General features: G+C 72.3%; 21 protein-coding genes. 14 read left to right on the top strand and 7 right to left on the bottom strand.

All coding sequences use genetic code 11. From position 1 onward, the window contains the following. Positions 1-11 precede the first annotated feature (11 nt). Positions 12-767 carry a GntR family transcriptional regulator gene (locus tag HHX41_RS32400; RefSeq protein ID WP_169981564.1) on the bottom strand — a complete coding sequence of 252 codons (756 nt, stop codon included), beginning with the start codon at positions 765-767 and terminating at the stop codon, positions 12-14. 262 nt (positions 768-1,029) lie between these two features. Here HHX41_RS32400 and kynU point away from each other — a divergent pair, with 262 nt between their 5' ends. Then, entirely contained in the window at positions 1,030-2,268 is a 1,239-nt protein-coding gene (kynU, locus tag HHX41_RS32395; protein WP_182908978.1) for a kynureninase, read from the top strand. 6 nt (positions 2,269-2,274) lie between these two features. On the opposite strand, the gene HHX41_RS32390 is transcribed toward kynU, so the two are convergent. Then, a complete protein-coding gene (locus HHX41_RS32390; RefSeq protein WP_182908977.1) occupies positions 2,275-2,685 on the bottom strand; it encodes a ClpX C4-type zinc finger protein in 411 nt (136 codons plus the stop codon). Between the two features lie 64 nt (positions 2,686-2,749). On the opposite strand from HHX41_RS32390, the gene HHX41_RS32385 reads away from it, so the two are divergent. Beyond that, a complete protein-coding gene (locus HHX41_RS32385; protein WP_182908976.1) occupies positions 2,750-3,199 on the top strand; it encodes a TIGR03668 family PPOX class F420-dependent oxidoreductase in 450 nt (149 codons plus the stop codon). Between the two features lie 108 nt (positions 3,200-3,307). Beyond that, complete coding sequence (locus tag HHX41_RS32380; RefSeq protein WP_182908975.1) at positions 3,308-4,258, top strand: LysR family transcriptional regulator; 951 nt, start codon at positions 3,308-3,310, stop codon at positions 4,256-4,258. A gap of 378 nt (positions 4,259-4,636) precedes the next feature. On the opposite strand, the gene HHX41_RS32375 is transcribed toward HHX41_RS32380, so the two are convergent. Then, on the bottom strand, positions 4,637-5,416 hold the full coding sequence (locus HHX41_RS32375) for an isocitrate lyase/phosphoenolpyruvate mutase family protein (protein WP_182908974.1): 780 nt from the start codon (positions 5,414-5,416) through the stop codon (positions 4,637-4,639). A gap of 171 nt (positions 5,417-5,587) precedes the next feature. On the opposite strand from HHX41_RS32375, the gene HHX41_RS32370 reads away from it, so the two are divergent. Continuing rightward, on the top strand, positions 5,588-6,235 hold the full coding sequence (locus HHX41_RS32370; protein ID WP_169981569.1) for a DsbA family protein: 648 nt from the start codon (positions 5,588-5,590) through the stop codon (positions 6,233-6,235). A 21-nt stretch (positions 6,236-6,256) separates the two neighbouring features. On the opposite strand, the gene HHX41_RS32365 is transcribed toward HHX41_RS32370, so the two are convergent. After that, a complete protein-coding gene (locus HHX41_RS32365) occupies positions 6,257-7,195 on the bottom strand; it encodes a LysR family transcriptional regulator (protein ID WP_182908973.1) in 939 nt (312 codons plus the stop codon). Between the two features lie 99 nt (positions 7,196-7,294). On the opposite strand from HHX41_RS32365, the gene HHX41_RS32360 reads away from it, so the two are divergent. The 3 genes from HHX41_RS32360 to HHX41_RS32350 are packed head-to-tail and all read left to right on the top strand — an operon-like array spanning position 7,295 to position 11,763. Beyond that, positions 7,295-9,310 carry an FAD/NAD(P)-binding domain-containing protein gene (locus HHX41_RS32360; RefSeq protein WP_182908972.1) on the top strand — a complete coding sequence of 672 codons (2,016 nt, stop codon included), beginning with the start codon at positions 7,295-7,297 and terminating at the stop codon, positions 9,308-9,310. Continuing rightward, positions 9,307-10,686: a 3-carboxy-cis,cis-muconate cycloisomerase gene (gene pcaB, locus HHX41_RS32355; protein WP_310742285.1), complete on the top strand. Its 1,380-nt coding sequence runs from the start codon at positions 9,307-9,309 to the stop codon at positions 10,684-10,686. Before HHX41_RS32360 ends, pcaB begins: the two co-directional genes overlap by 4 nt. A gap of 9 nt (positions 10,687-10,695) precedes the next feature. Continuing rightward, a complete protein-coding gene (locus HHX41_RS32350) occupies positions 10,696-11,763 on the top strand; it encodes a nitronate monooxygenase (RefSeq protein ID WP_310742284.1) in 1,068 nt (355 codons plus the stop codon). 23 nt (positions 11,764-11,786) lie between these two features. Here HHX41_RS32350 and HHX41_RS32345 read toward each other — a convergent pair whose 3' ends face one another. After that, positions 11,787-12,194 carry a PIN domain-containing protein gene (locus HHX41_RS32345; RefSeq protein WP_182908971.1) on the bottom strand — a complete coding sequence of 136 codons (408 nt, stop codon included), beginning with the start codon at positions 12,192-12,194 and terminating at the stop codon, positions 11,787-11,789. Continuing rightward, complete coding sequence (locus HHX41_RS32340) at positions 12,179-12,439, bottom strand: type II toxin-antitoxin system Phd/YefM family antitoxin (protein WP_169981573.1); 261 nt, start codon at positions 12,437-12,439, stop codon at positions 12,179-12,181. The genes HHX41_RS32345 and HHX41_RS32340 overlap by 16 nt, the downstream gene beginning before the upstream one ends. 194 nt (positions 12,440-12,633) lie before the next feature. Here HHX41_RS32340 and HHX41_RS32335 point away from each other — a divergent pair, with 194 nt between their 5' ends. Both HHX41_RS32335 and HHX41_RS32330 read left to right on the top strand, forming a co-directional pair. Then, positions 12,634-13,818, top strand: coding sequence for an ROK family protein (locus HHX41_RS32335; protein WP_169981574.1), 1,185 nt, complete (start codon positions 12,634-12,636; stop codon positions 13,816-13,818). Positions 13,819-14,173: 355 nt separating this feature from the next. Then, positions 14,174-16,792 carry a discoidin domain-containing protein gene (locus HHX41_RS32330; protein WP_182908970.1) on the top strand — a complete coding sequence of 873 codons (2,619 nt, stop codon included), beginning with the start codon at positions 14,174-14,176 and terminating at the stop codon, positions 16,790-16,792. Positions 16,793-16,869: 77 nt separating this feature from the next. Here the strand turns inward: HHX41_RS32330 and HHX41_RS32325 are convergent, their stop codons facing one another. Then, entirely contained in the window at positions 16,870-18,195 is a 1,326-nt protein-coding gene (locus tag HHX41_RS32325; RefSeq protein ID WP_182908969.1) for an ATP-grasp domain-containing protein, read from the bottom strand. 304 nt (positions 18,196-18,499) lie between these two features. Between HHX41_RS32325 and HHX41_RS32320 the strand changes: the two genes are divergently transcribed. The 5 genes from HHX41_RS32320 (at position 18,500) to aroF (ending at position 24,897) form a co-directional block, all read left to right on the top strand. Next, positions 18,500-18,808 (top strand): chorismate mutase family protein, encoded by a 309-nt coding sequence (locus tag HHX41_RS32320; RefSeq protein ID WP_169981577.1) that lies wholly within the window; start codon positions 18,500-18,502, stop codon positions 18,806-18,808. Positions 18,809-18,863: 55 nt separating this feature from the next. Continuing rightward, positions 18,864-20,936 carry an aminodeoxychorismate synthase component I gene (gene pabB, locus HHX41_RS32315; protein ID WP_182908968.1) on the top strand — a complete coding sequence of 691 codons (2,073 nt, stop codon included), beginning with the start codon at positions 18,864-18,866 and terminating at the stop codon, positions 20,934-20,936. Positions 20,937-20,938: 2 nt separating this feature from the next. Further along, positions 20,939-21,955 (top strand): prephenate dehydrogenase/arogenate dehydrogenase family protein, encoded by a 1,017-nt coding sequence (locus HHX41_RS32310; RefSeq protein ID WP_182908967.1) that lies wholly within the window; start codon positions 20,939-20,941, stop codon positions 21,953-21,955. A 5-nt stretch (positions 21,956-21,960) separates the two neighbouring features. Further along, a complete protein-coding gene (locus HHX41_RS32305; protein ID WP_169981580.1) occupies positions 21,961-23,646 on the top strand; it encodes a class I adenylate-forming enzyme family protein in 1,686 nt (561 codons plus the stop codon). 168 nt (positions 23,647-23,814) lie between these two features. Continuing rightward, positions 23,815-24,897, top strand: coding sequence for a 3-deoxy-7-phosphoheptulonate synthase (gene aroF / locus HHX41_RS32300; protein ID WP_169981581.1), 1,083 nt, complete (start codon positions 23,815-23,817; stop codon positions 24,895-24,897). The last annotated feature ends 24 nt before the right edge of the window (positions 24,898-24,921 follow it).

Below are 24,921 nucleotides of genomic sequence, written 5' to 3'. Positions count from 1 at the left end.
TGCCTCTTGACCTAGGCGTCGAAGTCGTACTGGAGTACATAGGACGCCGCGTCCAGGATCATCTCGTTGACCTCGACCGGCACGCCTCCCTCCGCGAAGGCCACCCGGGTGACGGAGATCACCGGGGTGCCGGCGGGAAGGCTCAGCGACTCGGCCTCGCCGGGCAACGGCATCCGCGCCCGCACCTCCTCGCTGAAGTGGACGGGGGCCCGGCCGAGCTCGCCCAGCCGGGCGTACACCCCGCCGGGACCGGTGTCGGGCAGGACGATCGCCGTGCCCTCCACGAGATCGGCGGGAAAGCAGGAGGCCGCGAGCTGCACGGGACGGCCGTCCACGGAGTAGCGGCGCCGGCGCACCCACACCTCGCCCGCGCCGAGCACGCGGGCGACCTGCTCGCTCGCCGGCTCGCGCAGGATGCTCACCTCGTCCACGGCGTACGACCGGCCCCGGGTGTCGGAGTCCCAGATGGCCAGGCCCCGGGCCCACTGCTCGCGGGAGAGCCGGCGGGACCCGTGGCGGCGGATGGGGCGGAACAGCCGCACGTAGACGCCTGATCCCCGCTTCGGCACGGCGAGCCCTTCGTTGATCAGTACGGCGAGCGCCTGCCGTGCCGTGGCCCGGGCGACGCCGTGCTCCTTCATGAGCGCGTTCTCACCCGGTAGCCGGTCGCCGTCACCGAGTGCTCCGGACAGGATCTGATCGCGCAGCCTGTCGGCGATGCGGCGATAGATCGGGGACTCGTGATGCACCGACGGGGATTCCGTCACGTTTGATCACCCTCTGTCACCAACGGGGGTTTGGCGTCTCCAGAGAACTTGCCCCGTCTTGTCCACGATCGCACAGAGCTTTGGGTGCGTCTTGTGCTTACTTTGCGCTGATCGTGCCGGTGTGGCGATCTCTGGCGGTTATAGCCGTCCGTTACGGTGGAACGGTCCCTGCCGGTATTGCCCACGCCGTGAACGCTCCGTCATCGCCATCACGACAAGATCGGATATTTCGGTACATAATGCGGTGACGAAGGAGTTGCCGATGGTTCTCAGCCGTGCCGAATGCCAGGACCTCGACGCCAAGGACCCGCTCGGGGAGTTCCGGGACGAGTTCTCGCTGCCGCCCGGGGTCGTCTACCTGCTGGGCAACTCGCTCGGCGCGCTGCCCCGGCGGACGCCGGAACGGGTGGCCCACACGGTCGAGACCGAGTGGGGGGTGCATCTCGGAGCCAGCTGGAACACGGCCGGCTGGTGGGACATGCCGCAGACCACCGGCGACCGCATCGCGCCCCTGATCGGCGCGCGCCCCGGCGACGTGCTGGCCGGCGACTCCACCTCGGTGAACATCTTCAAGCTGGTCACGGCCGCGCTTCCGCTGCGGCCCGGCCGTCGCGTGATCGTCTCCGACCTCGACAACTTCCCCACGGACCGGTACGTCGTGGAGGGCGCCGCCCGGGCGCTCGGCGCGTACGAGATCAGGGACATCGGCGGGGGCGGCGGCGCACTTGAGGACGTCCTCGGCGACGACGTCGCGCTCGTGCTGCTGTCACACGTGGACTACCGGACGGGCGCGGCCAGGGACATGGCGGCGGTGACCGAGCGGGTCCGGGCGGCCGGCGCGCTCATGATCTGGGACCTGTGCCACAGCGCTGGGGCGCTGCCCGTGCGGGTGGGCGAGGCGGACTTCGCCGTGGGCTGCACGTACAAGTACCTGAACGGCGGGCCAGGCGCCCCCGCGTACCTGTACGTCGCGCCGCGCCACCAGGACGCCGTCCAGAACGTGGTGTCGGGCTGGCACGGGCACGCCGCGCCCTTCGATTTCGAACCTCACTACCGCCCCGCGGCCGGTGTGCGGCGCTTCGCCACGGGCAGCCCGCCGATCCTGTCGTACGCCGCGCTGAACGCCTCGCTCGACATCTGGGAGCGGGTGGACCTCGACGAGGTCAGAGCCAAGAGCCTGGCCCTGACCTCGCTGTTCGTCGAGTTGCTCGACGATCTCGTCGACCCGGGGCTCGGGCTCGCCCTGGCCACCCCGCGCGACCCGGAGCGGCGGGGGAGCCAGGTCAGCTACCGTCACCCGCAGGGCTACCCCGTGGTGCGCGCGCTCGCGGACCGGGGGGTGATGGGCGACTACCGCGAGCCGGACTTCGTCCGTTTCGGCTTCGCGCCGCTGTACCTGCGCTACGTCGACGTGTACGACGCGGCGGCCACGCTGGCCGAGGTGCTGGGCGAGGAGCTGTGGCGGGACGAGCGCTACGCGCGACGGCTCACGGTCACCTGACGTGCGTCAACGGCGGCGGCGGGCCAGCCCGGCGACGATGTCGCCGGCCAGCGCCACGCAGCGGTCGCAGATGCGCCCGCCCTCGCCGTGGACCATGTGGACGCGCGGGCCGGGCGGCCTGCGGCAGAAGGAGCAGGCGGCGTCGCGCTTCATGCGGCGGTTGACCAGGTGGCGGTGGGCGAAGGCGGGAGTGAAGCGCCGCCTGCGCGCGCTCCGCCTGATGTAGCCGAACCGCTCACCGATGGCGATCCAGGACGCGCCGGCCTCACGGGCGCGGCGCACCGCGAGATCGAGCAGGGCGTCCGCCTCGCCGCCCAGTTCGGGAACCAGGGCGATCGCGGCGGACAGGATTTCCAGGGGATCTTCGGGGTCGCGTGCGCTCGAGCGGGCCCGCTCGAGTAACTCAGATGCCTCCATGGCGGACACCATAGGCCGCCGTACAAAGACGATCAAGCGCGACCACGCTGCGTAGGCTGGCCTGATGAGGATGCCCGAGGAGCGGGCCCGCGCCCTGTTCTCGGCGGCCCGCGTGGCCCGCCTCGCGACCGCCGGGGCCGAGGGCGCGCCGCGGCTCGTCCCCGTCACGTTCGCCGTGGTTCCTGGTGAGCTCGTGCAGGAGGGGGAGAAGGGCGTCGTGGTGACGGCCGTGGACCACAAGCCGAAGGCCACCGCCGACCTGCGGCGGCTGCGCGACATCCGCGACAATCCCCGCGTCTGCCTGCTGGCCGACCACTACGAGGACGACTGGGAACGGCTGTGGTGGGTGCGCGCCGACGGGCACGCCCGCGTGGTGGAGGGCGGCGACGAGCGCGAGCGGGCCGTGGCGTGGCTGGTGCGCAAGTATGCCCAGTATCGCGAGCGTCCCCCGGCCGGGCCCGCGATCCTCGTCCGGGTCGGGCGCTGGTCGGGCTGGTCGTACGCGCCATTGTGATGAAAGCCGAAAGCCTGATCACCAAGCGGATGCCGATGCCTCGTGGAAGCAATCGAGCACGGATCGATCCGCAATTGAAGCCGGAAGCCGATATTTATACTTCACCTCATGGATCGCAGCGGCACAGAAAGGCAGTGTTCTCCGGATGCGGCTCCGTCCCGTGAGCCCAGCCTTCACCAACTGCGGTTGTTTTTGGTGCTGGCCGAAGAACTTCATTTCGGCCGTGCGGCCCAGCGCCTGTTCTTGACGCAGCCGGCGCTGAGCCAGCAGATCCGGGCACTGGAGGGCCGGCTGAATGTCAATCTGGTGCAGCGCTCCTCCCGCCGAGTGGATCTCACCGCTGCCGGCCGCGCTCTGGAAGAGGAAGCGCGTGGGGTCGTGGCGGCCATGGACCGCTTCCGGAGCGTCGCCGCCACCCACGCTCGGCAGGTGCGGGGCCACCTGAGGATCGGAGCCATCGGCGGTGAGGCCTTCATGCCTCACGCGATCGCCATCCTCGCCGAACTCTCAGCCCGGCATCCCGGTATCACCGTGGAGATCCGCTCCATAAATTTCGTCGAGCAAATCGACCTCCTTCACCGCCGAGAAGTCGACGCGGCGTTCCTCCGGTCCCCGGTGCCGCCCGGGATGCGAAGCCTGCATCTGGCGACGGGGCCCCGCGTCGCCTGCCTGCCCGCCGGTGACCCACTGGTGGCTCGGGCGCCGCTTACCCTGGCCCAGTTGTCCGAGCATGTGGTGGTCGACGTCCCGATCCCGGAACTTCGGGAGTGGTGGGACTACTGGACCATCAACCCCCGTCCCGACGGCAGACCCGTACGCTACGGGCCCGTGGTCGGGGACGTGGACGCACTGCTGTCGGCCGTCGCCCGCGGCCAGGCCATCGCCTTCCTGCCCGCCGAGGCCCGCCACGACTACACCCGCCGTGGCGTCGCCTACGTCGACGTCACGGATCTCCCCCTCTCCACGTCGGTTCTGGCGTGGGTCGCCGAGCACGACCACTCCCTTCTCGCCGCTTTGCTTCAGGCGGCGCGCACCGTGTCGCGGTGCAACTGCAAGTGAGCGCGTATCAATAACCATCGGTTCATTGATTCGGCCGCGTTACTTATGGCCCCGGTTCTGGCACCCTCCGCGCGTGCGTGGGAATATTCCGGCAGGACATTCGGTCGCGAATTGATGAAATGCCACCGGCGCGGGCTGGGGATGAGTCGGGCCAAGGCCCTCGGGTGCCAGGCCACCACCTACGCGGTCCTCGTCACCACATCCGGGTCCGCTTATCAGTGGAACTGCAGTGGACAGCACCTGGTCTCGGTCAAGGGATCTCAACGCCACCAAGCCCAGCCGGTGCAAGTGACGACGGACGGCTGACCGTGCATGCCATGGGCGGGCGCCTCCGGCCGCCCATGGCGCCCAGGCCGCGCGACAGCGCCCTGGTGCCGGTCAGGCGGGTGGCGGGAAGGGGTCCTCGCCTCGGGCGATGGTCGCGAGCATGCGGGCGGTGAACGCCTGGGTCGCGCGGTGGACGCCCGGACCGAAGCTGACCCTGGCCACGCCGAGGGCCGCGAGGTCGCGGATGGCCGGCACACCGGGCCGCATCAGCACGTTGATCGGGCCGCCGATCTCCCGGGCGAGCGCGCCGATCGTCTCGGGATCGCTCGCGAGGATCGGGTAGGCGCAGTCGGCGCCGGCCGCGAGGTAGCGGCGGCCCCGGTCGATCGCCTCCGCGAGCCTCTCGCCGGGGGTTCCGGCGCCGTGGATGAAGGTGTCCACCCGGGCGTTGATCACGAGGCCGGTCCCGGCCTCGGCCGCCGCCGCCCGCACGGCGGCGAGGAAGTCCGCCTGCTCGGCGGCGTCGATCATCGAGCCGGTCGCCGGGTCGGAGTCCTCCAGGTTGCAGCCCACGGCGCCCGCGGCGGCCAGTCGTTCGACGAGTTCGGCGGGCTTCAGGCCGTAGCCGCGCTCCACGTCGGCGGTGACGGGGACGGCCACGACCCGGGTGATGCGGGCCACGGCCGCGAACATCTCGTCCACGGGTGTGTCGTGCCCGTCCTCGTAGCCCAGGGCGGCCGCGACGGACTCGCTGCCGGTGGCGACCGCGGGGAACCCGGCCGCCTCGACGGCGCGCGCCGACGCGGCGTCCCAGGCGTTGGGCAGCACGACGGGGTCGCCGGGCACGTGAAGCGCGCGCAGGACCGCCGCCTTCTCGTGGATCTCAGTCATACGGACACCCTAGGGACCACGACCGGTGAGAACGCCACCCGTTCACGGCGGGATGAGGGGAAACCGCCGCGGGTTTGAGGGGTCAAGTCCGGTGACGTTCGCGCGGCGCCCTCGGATACGCTCGCGGAACCGGCCCCCCGATCCCCCGACCATTTCCGTCAGGAGAGTTTCATGAGCGACATCGACAGCGCTGTCGACCAGGCCGGGGCGGACAGCCGTCCCAGAGTGGACTTCTACTTCGATCCCGTCTGCCCGTTCGCGTGGGTCACGTCGCGATGGATCCTGGAGGTCGAGAAGCAGCGCGACATCGACCTGCGGTTCCGCGTGATGAGCCTGTCCGTGCTGAACGAGGGCAAGGAAGACCTGTCCGACTTCTACCGCGAGGCGGTGCCCAGGTGGCGGGGCCCGGTCCGGGTGTGCGTCGCCGCCGCGCAGCACCACGGGGAGGCCGTGCTGCGCGACCTCTACACCGCGATGGGCACCCGCATCCACAACCAGGACAACAAGGACTACGGGGTCGTGGCCAAGGAGGCGCTCGCCGAGGTCGGGCTGCCGGCCGAGCTGGCCGACGCCGCCGGCACCGACGAGTACGACGAGGCCCTGCGCCGCATGCACCACGAGGGCATGGACCCGGTCGGAGACGAGGTCGGCACGCCCACGATCCACATCGACGGCGTGGCGTTCTTCGGACCGGTGATGACGCGCATCCCGCGCGGCGATGAGGCCGCCCGCATCTTCGACGGCGCCCTCGCCATGGCGAAGTTCCCGTACTTCTACGAGATGAAGCGCAGCCGCACCACCGACCCCGAATTCGACTGACAGAGTCCGGCTGACGGGCGCTCACCTCGGCGGTTCCTCCGGGGACCGCCGGGGCGCCGCCTTGCCCGTGCTCCTGAACAGCGAACGCATGGTCGCCAGCGCGGGGGACCTGTCGTCGGACCGCCTGGCCAGGCTGATCGTGCGGTGCAGGCCGGGCGGGGCGAGCCGCCGTACGCCGAGGGGGTTTTCCGCCAGCTCGGCGACGGTCCTCGGCACGAGGGCGAGGCCCATCCCCCCGCTGGCCAGAGCGCACGACATGCCGTAGTTGCCCGTCTCGTACGCCACGACGGGCGGCGCCAGCCCCTCACGGCGGAACAGCGCCTCCAGCGCCTCCCGGTTGGCCAGCCCGCGCGAGCCGCTGATCAGCGGCCGCCCGGCGAGCTCCGGCCACGGCAGCGGCTCGGCCGCGTCGGTGAGCGCGTGCCCGGGGGCGGCCACCAGCACGAGCTCCTCCACCAGCAGCGCCTCGACGGTGACCCCCGAGGGCAGCGCGGGATCGGGCTGATGCTCGTAGGTGTGGGTGAGCACGAGATCCGCCTCGCCCGTGGCCAGCGCGGGCAGCCCGGACGGCGGTTCGTACTCCCTCACATTCACCTCGACGGCGGGGTGAGCCCGCCGGAACGCCGCGAGGACCGGCGGTAACAGGTGGATGCCCGCGGTTGTGAACGTGCCGATCGTGATGTGCCCGCCGGACAGGCCGGCGAGCGCGGCCAGGCCGTGGCGGGCCCGTTCCAGCTCGTCGAGCACCCGCCGGGCGTGCTCCACCAGCAGCTCGCCCGCCGCCGTGAGCGTGGCGCCGCGGCGGTGCCGGATCACCAGCACGGCTCCCGCCTCCCGCTCCAGCTTGGCCATCTGCTGCGACAACGCGGGCGGCGTGTAGCCGAGGCGGGCGGCCGCCCGGGTGATCGAACCGGCCTCGGCGACCGCCACCAGCGCCGCCAGGCGCGTGACATCGTGCATGAAGCAATGCTTAACACCGCCTCGCCAAATGTGACATACCTCACCAAGACTCCGGTCCCGCATTCTCGACTCACGACCAGACGGGAACTGGAGGAGCGGATGTCCACAACACGATCGACCCGGCCGTTCGAGGTGTGCGTGATCGGCGCGGGGCCGCGCGGCATGTCGGTGGTCGAGCGGCTGTGCGCCAACGCGCGGCGGCTGCCGCCGCGGGCACGGGTCCTGCTGCACATCGTGGATCCGTACCCGCCGGGGGCGGGCCAGGTGTGGCGCACCGACCAGCCTGGTCAGCTGCTGATGAACACCGTCGCCTCGCAGGTCACGCTCTTCACCGACCCCAGCGTCGACATCCGCGGGCCGCTGGAGACCGGCCCCAGCCTGTACGAGTGGGCACGCCACCTGGTGCTCTTCCCTGACGGCGTCGAGGAGGACGTGCTCGCCGAGGCGCGGCGGCTCGGGCCCGACACCTACCCCACCCGCGCCTTCTACGGCCGCTACCTGCGCTGGGTCTTCGAGCGGGTGGTCGCGCGGGCGCCGCGGCAGGTGGAGGTGCGGGTGCACGCCACCCGGGCGACCGCGCTCGACGACGTGCCCGGCACCGGCGCGCAGCGGGTGGTGCTGGAGGACGGCAGCGTGCTCGGCTCGCTCGACGCGGTGGTCCTGGCGCAGGGGCACCTGCCGGTCGAGCACACGGACGCCGAGCGGGAGGCCGCCGCGTACGCCGCCGCCCACGGCCTGGTCCACGTGCCGCCCGCCAACCCCGCCGACGCCGACCTCGGCGAGGTGCGGCCGGGGGAGGCGGTGCTGCTGCGCGGCCTCGGGCTCAACTTCTTCGACCACATGGCCCTGCTGACGCTCGGGCGCGGCGGCCGGTTCGAGCGGGACGAGGCGGGCCGCCTCGTCTACCGGCCCTCCGGCCGCGAGCCCCGCCTGTACGCCGGATCGCGCCGGGGCATTCCGTACCAGTCCCGGGGCGAGAACGAGAAGGGCGTCGAGGGCAGGCACGAACCGCTGCTGCTCACGCCGGGCAGGATCGCGTCGCTGGCCGCGCGCTCGGCCGCCCGCGGCGGGCTCGACTTCCGCGCCGACCTGTGGCCGCTGATCGCGAAGGAGGTGGAGACCGTCTACTACGCCACCCTGCTGGCGCGGCGGGAGTGCGAGTGCGTCGCCGGCCGCTTTCGCGCCGCCTACCTCGCCCACCCCTGGGGCGACGCAGGGGAGGCCCTGGTGCTGGACGCCTTCGGCATCGGCCCGGCGGTGCGGTGGGACTGGGAGAGCGTGGCCGAGCCGTACCGGGGGATCGGCTTCACCGGCCCGGACGACTGGCGCGAGTGGCTGACCGCCTATCTGCGCACCGACCTGGCCCAGGCCCGCGCGGGCAACGTGAGCGGCCCGCTGAAGGCCGCCCTCGACGTGCTGCGCGACCTGCGCAACGAGGTCAGGCAGGTGGTCGACCACGGCGGGCTCACCGGGCGCTCGCACCGCGACGACCTCGACCGGTGGTACACGCCGCTCAACGCGTTCCTGTCCATCGGACCGCCGGCCGAGCGGGTCGAGCAGATGATCGCGCTCATCGAGGCGGGCGTGCTCACCGTCATCGGTCCCGGCATGCGCGTCCGCGCCCGCGACGGCGTCTTCGAGGCCGAGTCGGCCGCCGTGCCGGGGTCCGTCGTACGGGCCAGGGTGCTCGTCGAGGCGCGGCTGCCCGAGATCGACCTGCGGCGCACGGCCGACCCCCTGCTGCGGCACCTCCTCAGGACCGGCCAGTGCCGGGCGTACGTGATCGGCGGGCGGCGCGGCGAGGACGGCCACGAGACCGGCGGCCTGGCCGTCACCCGCCGGCCGTACCGGCTGCTGGACGCGGACGGGCGGGCCCACCCGCGCCGGTTCGCGTACGGCGTGCCGACCGAGTCGGTCCACTGGGTGACCGCGGCGGGGGTGCGGCCGGGGGTGAACTCCGTGATCCTGGGCGACTCCGACGCCATCGCCCGCAGCGTGCTGACGTTGACGCGGGCGCGGGCCCTCGCGGGTGGTCGCAGGGTCGCCCGTGTGGCCGCCGGACCGCGTACGGCTCTCGCCGCCTCCTGCGGCGCGACCCGGGCGGGTGTCCGGTGAACGACCTGGATGTGGGCCTGCTGTCCCCGGTCCGGGTGGGCACGGCCGCGGAGCGGGCGACCGGAGACGGCGCGTGGCTGCGCGCGATGCTCGACGCGGAGGCCGCCCTGGTGCGCGCGCAGGCGCGGCTGGGTGTGGTCCCCATGGAGGCCGCGGAGACGATCGGCAAGGTGGCGGAGGCGGGCGGCCTCGACCTGGCGGCCCTGGCGCTGCGCGCCCGGGAGGCGGCCAACCCCGTCGTGGCACTGGTCGAGGACCTGACGGCAGCCGTGGCGGCGGTGGACCCGGACGCGGCCGAATACGTGCACCGCGGCTCTACCAGTCAGGACATCATGGACACGGCCGCCATGCTGGTGGCCGCCCGGACCCTCGACCTGATCACCGCCGATCTGGACCGGGCCGCGGCCGCGCTCGCGGGGCTCGCGGCGGCGCACCGCGACACGCTGATGCCGGGCCGCACGCTGACGCAGCAGGCGGTGCCCACGACGTTCGGCCTGAAGGCGGCCGGGTGGCTGCACGCCGTACGCGAGGCGGCGGCGCGGCTGCGGCGGGTGCGCGCCGATCTGCCCGCCGAGCTCGGCGGCGCGGCCGGCACGCTGGCGGGCTACGTGGAGTACGCGCGGATCGCCGGGGTGCCCGACCCCGAGGCGTACCCGGAGCGGCTGATCGCGGCCTTCGCCGCCGAGGTGGGGCTGGCCGAGCCGGTGGTCCCCTGGCACGTCCTGCGGATCCCGGTCGCCGACCTCGCCGGGGCGCTGGCGCTCACCTCCGGGGTGCTCGGGAAGATCGCCGTCGACGTGCAGTCGCTGTCGCGGACCGAGGTGGCCGAGGTCGTGGAGCCGGCCGCCCCCGGCAGGGGCGTCTCGTCGGCCATGCCGCACAAACGCAACCCGGTCCTCGCCACCCTCGTCCGGTCGGCGGCGATCCAGGTGCCCGCGCTCGCCGCGGCTCTCGGGCACTGCCTGCTCGCCGAGGACGAACGCCCCGCGGGCGCCTGGCACGCGGAGTGGCAGCCGCTGCGCGAGTGCCTGCGGCTGGTCGGCGGTGCCGCCGCCGTGACGGCCGAACTGGCCGAGGGACTGGTCGCGTTCCCCGAGCGCATGCGGGCCAACCTCGCGCTCACCGGCAGCCTGACCGTCACGGAACGGGCGGCCGCCGTGCTCGCGCCGGTCCTGGGGAAGACCGCCGCCAAGCGGCTGCTCGGAGAGGCGTCCGCGGTCGCCGCCGCGTCGGGACGTCCCGTGGCCGAGGTGCTGAGTCAGCTCACACCGGTGCCTGAGGGGCTGGACCTGGCCGGGCTGTTCGACCCCGCCGGGTACACGGGGGCCGCCGGAGCGCTCGTCGACCGCGTTCTACGCTGCTGTCGAGGCGAATGAGGAGGTCCCGTGACCGGTCGCGCCCTTCCCTTCGGGCCGTCGAGCCCGATCATCCAGGCGCCCATGGCGGGCGGCGCGTCCACCCCGGCTCTGGCGGCGGCGGTGTCCGGGGCGGGCGGTCTCGGGTTCCTCGCGGCGGGCTACCGCACGGCGGAGGACGTGCGCCGGGAGATCGCGGCGGTGCGCGAGAGGACGGACCGGCCGTTCGGGGTGAACGTCTTCGTCCCCGATTTCGCGGCCGTGCGGCAGGAGCCCGGTGACGACGCGGCGGTGGCCCGGTATCGCGAGGAGCTCGTCCCCGAGGCCGGACGGTACGGCGTGACGCTGCCCGAGGCGCCCGCCTGGGACGACGACGCGTGGGACGCCAAGATCGACCTGCTGGTGGACGAACGGGTGCCGGTGGCCGGTTTCACCTTCGGCTGCCCGCCGCCCGAGGTGACGGCCCGCCTCCACGACGCCGGGGCCGTCGTCATGGTCATGGTCAACACCCCGTGGGAGGCGGTCGCGGCGGCCGAGGCCGGAGCCGACGCGGTGGTGGTGCAGGGCCCCGGCGCGGGCGGGCACCAGGCGGCCTTCCTGCCCGGGCCTCCCTCATGGAAGACACCCGATGACCTGGCGGAACTCGTGGGCCTCGTGCGGGAGGCGGCCGACGTGCCGCTCGTGGCCGCCGGAGGGATCATGGACGGCGCGGACGCCGCCGCCGTCCTCGCCGCGGGCGCGGTCGCCGCGCAACTGGGCACCGCCTTCCTGCGCACCCCGGAGAGCGGGGCGCACCCCCTGCACAAGGCCGCCCTCGCCGATCCCCGGTTCACCCGCACCGCGTTCACCCGGGCCTTCTCCGGACGTACGGCACGCGGCCTGGCCAACCGGTTCATGGCCGAGCACGAGGCGTCGGCGCCCGCGTGCTACCCCCAGGTGCACCACCTGACGAAGGGCCTGCGCCGCGCGGCGGCCGAGCACGGCGACCCCGAGGCGATGGCCCTGTGGTGCGGCCGGGGGTACCGCCGCTCCCGCGACCTCCCCGCCGCCGCCCTCGTCGAAGCCCTCATGGAGGAACTCGCGGCCGCCCGCGCCTGACCGCCCCTGGGTGTCCTTCGCTGTCAGCGGGTCACGACCTGCGCCCGCACGCCCGGCAGGCCGTCGAAGGCCGCGGACGAGTCCATCGTGACCACGGTCCGGGCGGTCGCCGCCGCCGTCGCCGCGATGAGCAGGTCGTAGGCGCCGCGCGTCTTGCCCTCGCGCCGCAGGTGTGCCATCAGACGCGCATGAACTCTGGCTATGTCGGTCGTGTATTCCTCGACGGGAATCAGTGCGAGAACTTGGTCCACGAACGCCTGCCGGGCCGGACGCCGGACCGGATCGGCCAGCTCGACGCCGACGAGCAACTCGGCGATGGTGATCGCTGCGACAGCCACGTCGTCGGCGTCGCCGATGACGGAGTCCACCTCGGCTTTGCCCCGCTCCGCGGCTATGAGAACGCCGGTGTCGAGAATCAGGCGTCGGGCCACGTGGTCCTCATCTCGTCGCGGATGCTCTCCCTGGCCGCTGTGACGTCGGCCTCGAACTCCGCGTCGAGGGTGCCGGCGCTTCTGGCCAGAAACGCCTTCACCATGCGCCCTGGCGCGACGGGAGCGGGACCGATGACCGCGATCCGCCTGCCTCCGCGGGTCACGACTATCGTCTCCCCGTGCTCGGCCTCGTCCAGCACGGCTGCGAAGTTACGCGAGGCCTCGGTGGCGGTCATCACCTTCATGACATCAGATTATCTGAGTTCGGCACGGACGGAGCGCCCTGACGTTGGTTCACGGCCTGGAAGAAGGGTGGGGACGACACGGCGGCGTAATGGGCGGGTAACCGGGAGATGCCACCGTGAGGAGGCCGGCGGAGGGCACGGGTGCTTGTTTTCGCCTCTGAACTAAGATGACCGTGTCGACGGGGAGGTTGGTCATGGCGAGGCCTCAGCGCAGGACGGTGCGGGACATCCGCAGAGGCAACCGGGCCGTGTTGCTGCGCGCGCTCTACTTCTCCGGCCCGACCAGCCGCAACGACCTCACCGCGCGCACCGGCCTGAGCGCCGCCACGGTCAGCACGATGACCGCCGACCTGCTGGGCGAGAACATCGTCGTCGAGGCGGGTCAGGTGGAGTCGGACGGCGGCCGCCCCCGCGTGCTGCTGCGCGTCAACCCCGAGTACGGCTTCGCGGTGGGCGTCGACGTGGCCGAGACGCACGTCCGGGTGGGGTTGTTCGACCTGGAGATGACCGAGCGGGCCAAGGTGGACTACATGCTGCGCCCGGCCCGGCACGATCCCGAGCTGGTCGCCCGGCACATTCTGGCGGGCGTCGAGGTCGTGCTGTCCGACGCGGGCGTGTCGCCCGAGCAGGTGCTCGGCATCGGCGTGGGCGTCCCCGGCATAGTCGAGCCGGGCGCGGACGGCGTCATCCACGCCAAGACCTTCGGCTGGGACGGCGTCCCGCTTGGAGCGCTCCTGCGCCGCGGCACCTCGCTCCCGCTGTACGTGGACAACGGCGCCAAGACGATGGGCCAGGCCGAGCTGTGGTTCGGCTCGGGCCGGGGCGCCTCGGACGCCGTCATCGTGCTGCTCGGCGTGGGGGTGGGCGCGACGATCGTGGCCGACGGCACCACGTTCCGCGGGGTCAGCAGCAGTGCCGGGGAGTGGGGGCACACGAAGATCGTGGCCGGCGGGCGGCCCTGCCGCTGCGGCGGACGCGGCTGCTTGGAGGCGTACATCGGGATCGAGGCCATCCTGGACCGGGCCGGCGTCACGTCGGGGGGCGACTGGGAGGAGGACCTCGCCCGGGTGCTCGCGTCGAAGTCGCCGGTGGTGGAGGAGACCGTCACCTACCTGGGTGTCGGCCTGGCCAATCTCGTCAACCTGGTCAACCCCGAGAAGATCGTGATCGGCGGCTGGGTGGGGGTCCAGCTCGGCGAGAGCCTGCTGCCCGGCATCCGCCGCGCCACCGCGGCCAACTCGCTGGCCGAGCCGTACGCCGCGACGTCGATCGTCCTGGGCCGCCTCGGTCCCGACGCGGTCGCGCTGGGGGCCGCCACCCTCGTCCTGGAGGAGTTCCTCAACGCGCCCCAGGTGGCCAGGATCACCGCCGCCGGCTGACGACTCCGCCCGGATTCCCGCGATCTGGACCTCCCGGTGAAGGTGGGACTGTGAAGGGTGGGACCGATTCGCGCCCGGGGGGTCGCACCCGCGGGCGTCCCACGTCGGCGCCGCCGTATCGGGGAGGAGGCGGCCGGTAGGGGGACCCGCATCGGCGGGGCGCGAATCGGTCGGGGGCCGGATTGGAGAGCGCTCTCCCGGAGAGTAGCACCCGGATGTTCATTTGAGTCAACACATATTTCGCGGTGTGAACTAAGCATTGACATAAGCGGGTGAAGGGGCGCACTCTCGGTCCGCTGGACCTCTCTCATCCCCCAACCCTCGCCCGAGGGGCTCCGCACCCAAGGAGACGTGCATGCCTCCATCCTCATGGCCTCATTTCCGGCCCCGGCGCCGGCGGATCGGCCTGGTCGCCGCCGGGTTCGCCGCCCTGTCGACCTTCGCGGCCGTGGCCGGCGTCGTCCCCTCCACCTACAGTGCCGCCGCGGCGGCCTGCGGCACGACCAACGTCGCGCAGGGCAGGCCGGCGTCGGCCTCCTCGACGGAGAACGCCGGAACCCCGGCGTCGGCGGCCTTCGACGGCGACACCTCCACCCGGTGGTCGAGCGCGTTCAGCGACCCCCAGTGGATCCAGGTCGACCTCGGCAGTTCGCAGCAGATCTGCAAGGTGGTGCTCAACTGGGAGGCCGCCCGCGCCCAGACCTTCAAAATCCAGGTGTCGGCCGACGGCTCCGCCTGGTCGGACGCCACCGCGACGGTGAACGGCGTGAGCGGGACCCAGTCGCTCGACCTGACCGCGACCGGCCGGTTCGTCCGGATGTCCGGCCTCACCCGGGCCACCGCGTACGGCTACTCGCTCTGGGAGTTCGCCGTCAACACCGCGTCGGGTGACGGCGGGACGACGTGCGGCACCGCGAACGTCGCGCAGGGCAGGCCCGCGTCGGCCTCCTCGACGGAGAACGCCGCGTCCCCGGCGTCGGCGGCCTTCGACGGCAACACCGGCACCCGGTGGTCGAGCGCGTTCAGCGACCCGCAGTGGATCCAGGTCGACCTCGGCAGCTCCCAGCAGATCTGCAAGGTGATCCTGAATTGGGAGGCCGCCTACGCCAGGACGTTCAAGATCCAGGTGTCGCCGGACGGGTCGTCGTGGTCGGACGCCACCGCGACGGTGAACGGCGTGAGCGGGACCCAGTCGCTCGACGTGTCGGCCACCGGCCGGTTCGTCCGGATGTCCGGCCTCACCCGGGCCACCGCGTACGGCTACTCGCTCTGGGAGTTCGCCGTCAACACCACCGGCGGCGGTGACGACGGCCCCACCCTCCCGGGCGGCGGCGACCTCGGGCCGAACGTGCGGGTCTTCGACCCGTCGATGTCGAGCGCGAGCATCCAGAGCACGCTCGACACCATCTTCAGGCAGCAGGAGTCGAACCAGTTCGGCAGCCAGCGGTACGCGCTGCTGTTCAAGCCGGGCACCTACAGCGGCCTCAACGCCCAGATCGGCTTCTACACCTCGATCGCCGGCCTCGGCCAGTCGCCCGACAACGTCACGATCAACGGCGACATCACCGTCGACGCCGGGTGGTTCAACGGCAACGCGACCCAGAACTTCTGGCGCTCGGCCGAGAACCTGGCCGTGGTCCCGGTCAACGGCACCGACCGGTGGGCCGTGGCCCAGGCCGCGCCGTTCCGGCGGATCCACGTCCGCGGCGGGCTGAACCTCGCCCCCAACGGGTACGGCTGGGCCAGCGGCGGCTACATCGCCGACAGCAAGATCGACGGCACGGTGGGCCCGTACTCCCAGCAGCAGTGGTTCACCCGCGACAGCACGATCGGCGGCTGGACCAACGGCGTCTGGAACATGGTGTTCTCCGGCGTCGTCGGCGCGCCGGCGCAGAGCTTCCCGAACCCGCCGTACACGACGCTCGCGACCAGCCCCGTCACCCGGGAGAAGCCGTACCTGTACGTGGACTCGGGCGGCGCGTACCGCGTCTTCGTCCCGTCGCCGCGGACGAACTCCAGCGGCGTGAGCTGGGCGAACGGCGCGACCCCCGGCACGTCGATCCCGCTCACCCAGTTCTACGTCGCCAAGCCGTCCGACAGCGCCGCCACGCTCAACCAGGCGCTGAGCCAGGGGCTCAACCTGCTGTTCACGCCGGGCGTCTACCACCTCAACCAGACGCTCAACGTGACCCGGCCCGACACGGTGGTCCTCGGGCTCGGCTACGCCACGCTGATTCCGGACAACGGCGTCGTCGCGGTGAACGTCGCCGACGTCGACGGCGTGAAGATCGCGGGCCTGCTCCTCGACGCCGGCACGGTCAACTCGCCGGTGCTGATGCGGGTCGGCCCCGACAACGCCTCGGCGAGCCACGCCGCCAACCCGATCTCGATCCAGGACGTGTTCTTCCGGATCGGCGGCGCGGGCCCCGGCTCGGCCACCACCAGCCTGGTCGTGAACAGCGACAACACGATCATCGACCACATCTGGGCGTGGCGGGCCGACCACGGCGCGGGCGTGGGCTGGAACACCAACCCCGCCGACACCGGCCTGATCGTCAACGGCGACAACGTGACGGCGTACGGCCTGTTCGTCGAGCACTACAAGAAGTACGAGGTGATCTGGAACGGTCAGGGCGGCAAGACGATCTTCTTCCAGAACGAGCTGCCGTACGACCCGCCGAACCAGGCGTCCTGGATGAACGGCTCGACCCGGGGCTACGCCGCCTACAAGGTGGCCGACTCCGTCACCAGCCACGAGGCCTGGGGGATGGGCAGCTACTGCAACTTCAGCACCGACCCGTCGATCGTGGCCGAGCGCGGCTTCGAGGCCCCCAACAGGCCGGGCGTGAAGTTCCACGACCTGCTCACGGTGTCGCTGGGCGGCGTCGGCACGATCGCCCACGTCATCAACGACACGGGCGGCCCGGCCCAGGGCACGGCCACCGTCCCGGTCAACGTCGTCAGCTACCCCTGACGGCCCGCACCCCCTGAAAAGCGGGGCGCGGCGGGAGGCTCATCGCCTCCCGCCGCGCCCTCGCGCGTTCGCCGGGCTCACATCCGCACGCCGGTGGGCTCGGGAGCGAGCGCGTGGATCCGTACGGCGTGCCGTACGCGCATCTCGAGTTCGTCCAGCTCCGCCGGGGTGGGCGCGTCAATGAGGAACGTCACGGCGCGGTCGTCGCTGCTGTGCAGCGGCCCGAGCTCCGCGCCGCGGTCCTTCAGCACGAGCACGGCCCGCAGCGTGGGCGGGTCGTCCGGGGCGCCGGGCGCGATCTCGGGCCACAGGCCGCCCTCGCCGACCCAGACCGGGGAGACGTCCGGCCAGTCCACCGTCACGTCGCCGAGCCGCCCGGGCTCGTGCTCCAGGTAGACCTGCCGGGCGTACCGGCGGGGCGCGGGGTAGGCGGCGGGCTCCCCGAGGGCGATGCGGACGATCTCCGGCTCCATCGGCGCGCCGGTGGCGAGCGAGTAGAGGATCGACAGGCCGTCGCCGGGAGTGCGCGCGGCGACCTCCATCAGGTACGGCCGGCCCGTGCCGTCCACCCGCCACTCGGCGTGCGCGATGCCGCATCCGAAGGCCAGCCGTTCGAGCATGCGCCGGTTGGCGTCGAGGATGACCCCGTCCACGCCGTCCAGCTCGTTCGGGACCGAGTGGGACAGCTCGACGAAGGTGCGGGCGCCCGACTCGGTCGTCTCCTTGCGGGTCACCGAGGCGAAGACGATCCGGCCGTCCTGCACCAGGCTCTCCACGGAGAACTCCTGGCCCGTCACCTTCTCCTCCACCAGCACCGTCTCGTGCGGCAGGTACGCGTCGAGCTGGGCGCGCAGCTCGGCCGGGTCGCGCACGGTCTCCACGCCCGAGCTGGAGTGGCGGCCGGTGGGCTTGACCACGGCGGGGAACGACACGCCGTCCGCGGCGAACGCGGCGCGCGCGGCCGGCGGGACGACCGCCGAGGCCGGGCTGAACTCGGGCAGGTACCACCGCTGCAGATACTTGCTGCGGCAGGCGCGGGTGGCCCGCAGGCCGGGGGAGGGCAGCCCCAGGGCGTCGGCGAGCAGGCCGGTCGGCTCGACCAGCGTCTCGCCGACCGCGTAGACGCCGGCGATGTCGTAGCGGTCCCGCCAGGCCCGTACACCGGAGATCACGCCCGCGGTGAACGAGTTCTCCGTGTTGACGTCGCCGTCGGTGAAGGCGATCTCCTCGATGACCGAGGCCGGGTGCGCGGGGTCGCGCATCTGGGCCACCGCCTGCTCCCGCCAGGACGCCGGCGTGACCACGAGGATCCGCAGCCCCCGGCGGGACAGTTCGCGCAGATAAAGAGGGGCCCGGCAGATCACCAGGAATGATCCGGTAAGAACGAATGCCCGAGGTTTCACTTTCGCCACCGCCGTTTCTCTCACATGCTCACGCGACCGGAGGCTAGTTCCGGTGTTTCGGGCAGGTCAATAAAATTTCCCGATAATTCGGGACGAGTCGTTTCCCGATAGGGGTGAACCGGGGTCGCCGGCGACTCTTCCGCCGGGGCGGGCTGGGGCCATCGAGAAGTCCGAGGTCACCCCGGATCGTCCGGCCGCGCTGTGGGGCCGTTAGGGGTTGTGAGAAATACCCGCCGGATCGAATCCTGAATTAGCCCGACAGGGCCGGAACATCCCGTGCACCCCCGATTGGAGGGCTGTTCACATGGCTGGCAACGGCGCCGGAGTAGACGGTCTGGAGACGCTGCGGGCCTCGCTCGACCGTATCGACGAGTCGCTGCTCGACACGCTGCGCAGGCGTATCGAGTGCTGCGTGGAAATCGCGCATTTCAAGCGCGAGAACGACGTCCCGATGATGCAGCCCCACCGCATCGGCATCGTGCAGCGGCGGGCCGCCCTATACGCGCAGGACCACGGGATCGACCCCGACTTCCTGCGCCGGCTCTACGAACTCGTCATCGCGGAGACCTGCAGGGTCGAGGACCTGGTGATCGGCGATGTCGCCGCTCGGTGAGCGCGACGCCGGCGGCTCACCCGGCTATTCCGACACGGCTTGGAGGAACCCCGGAATGAGAACGATCCTGATCGACAATTACGACTCGTTCACCTACAACCTCTATCAGCTCCTGGGCGAGGTGAACGGGCAGCCCCCGGTCGTGGTGCGCAACGACGCCGACTGGTCGCAGGTGCCGATCCACGAGTTCGACAGCGTCGTGATCTCCCCCGGGCCCGGCCGGCCCGAGCGGGCCCGCGACTTCGGCGTCAGCGCGCGGGCCATCCGTGAGAGCGGGCTGCCCGTGCTCGGCGTCTGCCTCGGCCACCAGGGCATCTGCCACCTGTTCGGCGGGACCGTCACCCACGCGCCGCAGCCGATGCACGGCCGCGTCTCGCAGGTGCGCCACACCGGGGCCGACATCTTCGCCGGCCTGCCCTCGCCGTTCTCGGTCGTGCGCTACCACTCGCTGGCGGCCACCGACCTGCCGGACGAGCTGGAGGCCGTGGCCTGGACCGACGACGGCGTGGTCATGGGGGTCCGGCACCGCACCGAGCCCGTCTGGGGCGTGCAGTTCCACCCCGAGTCGATCAGCAGCGAGCACGGCCGCGAGCTGCTGGCGAACTTCCGCGACCTCGCGCTGGCCCATCGCCGGGCCAGGCAGGAGGCCGCCGCGGCCGCCCGCTCGCCGTACCGGGTGCATGTGCGCAGGCTGCCGCTGCTGCCGGACGCGGAGACCGCCTACCGCGAGCTGTTCGCGGGCAAGGAGCACGGCTTCTGGCTCGACAGCAGCTCCGTGATCGAGGGGCTGTCGCGGTTCTCGTTCATGGGCGACGGCTCCGGGCCGCTCGCCGAGTACGTCACCTACCGGGTGGCGGAGGGAGCGGTGACCGTCAGGCGGTCCGGCGGGTCAGCGCAGCGCGTCGAGCAGCCGTTCTTCGAGTACCTGGACGAGCGGCTGCGCGAGCGCGCGGTGCCCGCGAGCGAGGGCCTGCCGTTCGACTTCAACCTCGGGTACGTCGGTTACCTGGGCTACGAGCTCAAGGCGGAGGCGGGCGGCCAGGCCGCGCACCAGGCCGAGGAGCCCGACGCGGCGCTGCTGTTCGCCGACCGGATGCTCGTGCTCGACGACGTGGAGGGCGTCAGCTACCTGCTCGCGCTCACGAAGGACGGGGGACCGGACGCCGGCGACGCACTCGCCTGGCTGGACGAGACGGGAGCCCGGCTGTTCTCCCTGCCCAGGCGTGAGCCGTCCGAGCCGGCCGCGTTCACCGGGGTCGGCATGACCGACCCGGCCATCGCGGACGCGGTGGAGCTGCGGCACGACAAGCAGGGCTACCTCAGCCGGATCGGCGACTGCCTGGAGGAGATCTACCACGGCGAGTCCTACGAGATCTGCCTGACCAACGCCGTCACCGTCCGCGCCGAGATCGACCCGCTGCGGACCTACAGCCACCTGCGGACGATCAGCCCGGTGCCGTACGGCGCGCTGCTCGACTTCCCCGACGTCGCGGTGATGAGCGCCTCGCCCGAGCGGTTCATGACGATCGGCCCCGACCGGGTCGCCGAGTCCAAGCCGATCAAGGGCACCCGGCCGCGCGGCGCGACGCCCGAGGAGGACGAGGCGCTCCGCCACGACCTGCTCAGCCGCGAGAAGGACCGCGCGGAGAACCTCATGATCGTCGATCTGATCCGCAACGACCTCAACACGGTCTGCGAGGTCGGGTCGGTGCACGTGCCCCGGCTGTTCCACGTCGAGACGTACGCGCCGGTCCACCAGCTCGTCTCCACCATCCGCGGCACGCTGCGCCCGGAGGAGTCGGTGGTGAGCTGCGTGCGGGCGGCCTTCCCCGGCGGGTCGATGACGGGCGCGCCCAAGATCCGCACCATGGAGATCATCGACCGGCTGGAGGAGGGCCCGCGCGGCGCCTACTCCGGCGCGCTCGGCTGGTTCTCCCTGGGCGGGGCCGCCGACCTCAGCATCATCATCCGCACCCTCGTCGCCACCCGGGACCGGGTCAGCTTCGGCGTCGGCGGCGCGATCGTCGCCCTGTCGGACCCCGAGGAGGAGTTCGAGGAGACCGTCGTCAAGTCCCGCGCCATGATCACCGCGGTGCTGGCCACCGCGGCCCAGACCGTGGGGGCCTGACCATGACCCGCGGGGAGACGGACCTGCTGCGGCGCTGTGTCGTCGTGGGTGGCGCGGGCGCGGTGGGCGGCCTGTTCGCCGGGCACCTGCTGCGGTCCGGCGCCGAGGTGGTCGTCGTCGACCCCGCGCCCGGCGCCGGCCAGCCCAGCGCCGACCAGCCCAGCGCCGACCAGCACAGCGCCGGGGAACCGAGGTTCCTGCGAGGCGACATCACGGACATCGGGCCCGATCTCGCCGTGGAGATCGGGCGGGCCGACCTCGTCCTGCTCGCGGTGCCCGAGCCGGTGGCCCTGGCGGCGGTGAAACAGGTCGCCGCCGCGATGCGGCCGGGCGCGCTGCTCGCCGACACGCTCTCGGTCAAGGGCCCGATCGCCGAGGCGATCCGGGCGCACGCCGGGGACGTCGAGGCGGCCGGCCTCAACCCGATGTTCGCCCCCTCGCTCGGCTTCGCCGGGCGGCCGGTCGCCGCCGTCGTGGTCCACGACGGTCCCCGGACCCGGGCGCTGCTGCGGCTGGTCGAGAGCTGGGGCGGCCGTGCCGTACGGCTCGGCGCGCACGAGCACGACAGGCTGGCCGCGGCGACCCAGGCGCTCACCCACGCGGCGGTGCTGTCGTTCGGCTTCGCGCTGGCCCGCCTCGGCGTCGGCATCGCCGAACTGGCCGCCGTCGCCCCGCCGCCGCACGCCACGATGCTCGCACTGCTGGCCCGGATCGCCTCGGGCACCCCGGAGGTCTACTGGGACGTCCAGTCGGCCAACCCGCAGGCCGCCGCCGCCCGCGCGGCGCTCGCGGAAGGCGTACGCACACTCGCCGGCCTCCTCGACGGCCCGGCGGACGGGGAGGCGGAGTTCGCGGCGGCCCTGGGCGGGCTGCGCGAACTCCTCGGCCCCGATCTCGGCTTCTACCGCGACACCTGCGCCGGCATGTTCGGCGCACTGCGCCCCCCTGAGCACGCCCTGGGCCCGTACGAGCCCAAACCCTCTACGAGCACGTCACGCCCTGTCACGACTGAAAGGTGAGACCGATGACCATCTCCCACGAGACCGTCCTCACGCCGGAGCAGCGCGCCAGGTTCGCCGCGGACCCGGACCTCGGCGGCGGCAACCTGCTGACGAAGGCCATCGAGGCGAACCCGCACCCGGAGCTGCCGTTCATCCACCTGGGCCGGCCGCTGACCAACACCCGGGGTGAGCAGCAGACCGAGTTCAGCCTGCTGGAGCTGGACGAGCTGGCCCAGAGCTGGTCGGTGTGGTACCTGCGGCAGGGCGTACGCCCCCGCGACCGCGTGGCCATCTACCTGGAGGACTCCTTCGCCTACTCCCTGCACTTCTACGCGCTGGCCCAGATCGGCGCGGTGGCGGTGCTGGTCAACAGCAAGGCGTCGCGGTACATCGCCACCGAGCTGTGCCGCCAGACCAACCCGGTCGGCATGTACACCGACCTCGCCCACCTGGAGATCCTCGGCGAGGAGTTCCACCTGCTGCCCGGCCTGCGGTGGACGCAGGTGGCCGAGGAGCTGCCGGCGCCGCCGCACGCGGCGCTGCCGGAGGAGGCCCGCTTCCGCCACGTCGGTGAGGACCCGGTCTCGATCCTGCACTCCTCCGGCACCACCGGGCGGCCCAAGCCGGTCATCCAGACCCACCGCTCGTGTGTGGCCGGACCCCGCTTCCGCCTCGTGGACCACCACGAGCAGCCGGGCGCCGTGATGATGACCGCGCTGCCGCAGTCGCACCTCGGCTGCATCGCCTACACGACGTACGCCGTGCTGGGCGGCACCCCCCTCGTGCCCTGGTTCGACACCAGCGGCCCCGAGCTGGCCAAGGCCGTCGAGAAGTACCGCCCGACGACCGTCATGGCCTTCGGCCACGCGTACGCCGAGCTGGCGGGCGCGGACCTGCCGGCCGGGGCGATCGACTCGGTCAACGTCTGGATCTCCATCGGCGACGCGGTCCACGAGAAGCACATCAAGGGCATCCTGGCCATGCGCGACCCGTCGCTGCCGCCGGCCGCGTTCTTCGACCGCCTCGGCACCACCGAGCTGGGCTGGGGCGTGCTGCTGAAGGTCCGCACGCTGGCCGACGAGCGCAACGACCGGTGCGTGGGCAAGCCGGTCGGCGTCGCCGAGGTCGCGGTGCTGCGCAGGGACGGCACGGTCGCCGACGTCAACGAGGTCGGGCTGCTCGGCGCGAAGGGCCCGGCGATCACCGCCGGATACTGGAGCGACTCCGACACCACCTACCGCAGCAAGCTGTCGGGCTACTGGCTGACCGGCGACATGGCCTACCGCGACGAGGCGGGCAACTACTTCCAGGTCGACCGGGCGGTGGACGCGATCGAGACCCCGAGCGGCACCGGCTACTCGGTCTTCATGGAGGAGCTGCTGCTCAACGACCTGCCCGAGGTCCTCGACTGCGCCGTGGTGGCGGGCATCCACCGCGGCCGCACGGTCCCGGTGGCGGTCGTGACGTCCAGCGCCGCCAGGCCGGACGCGCAGAGGCTGCTCAACGAGGCGAACGAGAAGCTGAAGGCCGCCGGTCACCCCGAGCTGACCATGCTGGAGGTCGCGCGCAACGACGAGGACTTCCCGGTCGGCGTCACCGGCAAGGTCCTCAAGCGCCGGCTGCGGGAGAAGTACAGCTCGCTGTCCACCTACATCCGCGAGAACGGCGGCAAGTCGCTCGGCACGATCCTCACCGACGTCTTCGTCTGATCCCCCACACCCGACGCCCGATCCCGCGATCGGCACGCGATCCGCACCTGATCCGCGCCGCCGGGCCGGAGGTCCCCCCAAGGCCCGGCCCGGCGGCGTGCACGCGGAAGCGACCGCCGGCCCGACCCCCATGCCAGACCCGACCACATGGATGTGGAGAGGATTCCCATGACTGACGCCGAGCTGTTGCTGGTGTTCGACTCGACGATCGATCCGTCCGGCTTCGCCGGGTGGGCCCGGCACTTCGACTCCACCGGAACCACGGCCAGGACCTACCGGCTGGGCGGAGCGGACGTGATAGTGGCCCAGGGGCCCGCCACGCTGCTGCCCGCCCCGGCCGACCTGCCCCGGCCGCGGCAGACCGTACGGGCGGGCGGCGGCTTCCGGCTCGGCCGGCGCGAGCTGTTCCCCTCGGGCACGGTCGTGTCCATCGGCTCCGCCGTGGTCGGGGACGGGGACATCGCGGTCTTCGCCGGACCCTGCGCGGTGGAGAACCCCGGGCAGATGATGTCCACGGCCGCCGCCGTCGCCCGGCACGGCGCGGTCGGCCTGCGCGGCGGCGCGTTCAAGCCGCGCACCACGCCGTACTCCTTCCAGGGCCTCAAGTGGGCGGGCCTGGAGCTCCTGGCGCAGGCCAGGGAGGAGACCGGCCTGCCGATCCTCACCGAGGTCGTCGACCCCCGGCACGTCGACCGGATGGCCGAGGTGGTCGACGGCTTCCAGATCGGTACTCGCAACATGCAGAACTTCGAGCTGCTGATCGAGGTGGGCCGCAGCGGCATGCCGGTCGTGCTCAAGCGCGGCTTCGGCTGCACGGTCGACGAACTGCTCACCGCGGCCGAGTATCTCCTGGCCGAGGGCAACGACCAGGTCGTGCTGTGCGAGCGGGGGATCAGGACGTTCGAGGGGGCCACCCGCTTCACGCTCGACCTGTCGGCGGTGGCGCTGCTCAAGCGGCGCACCCATCTGCCGGTGATGGTCGACCCCAGTCACTCGCTCGGCATCCCCGAGCTCATCGAACCCCTCACGCTGGCCGCCGTGGCGGCCGGCGCGGACGCCCTGCTGATCGACGTGCACGTCCAGCCCGAGCAGGCGCTGTGCGACGGCAAGCAGGCGCTGCTGCCCGAGGACTTCGCCCGGCTGATGAACCGGCTGGAGATGCTCGCGCTCGGCGTCGGCCGCCGGCTGGCCCCCGCCCCGGCCGCCGACTACTCCGGGATCCACGACGCCCTCACCCCCGACGTCGTCTAGTCCGGCCCGGCTGCTTACGAGTGC

It is taken from the genome of Microbispora sp. H13382, assembly GCF_014161445.1.
Lineage (GTDB): Bacteria > Actinomycetota > Actinomycetes > Streptosporangiales > Streptosporangiaceae > Microbispora.
The sequence above is the reverse complement of the archived record's forward strand: the minus strand, read 5'-3'. Positions and strand labels throughout refer to the sequence as shown.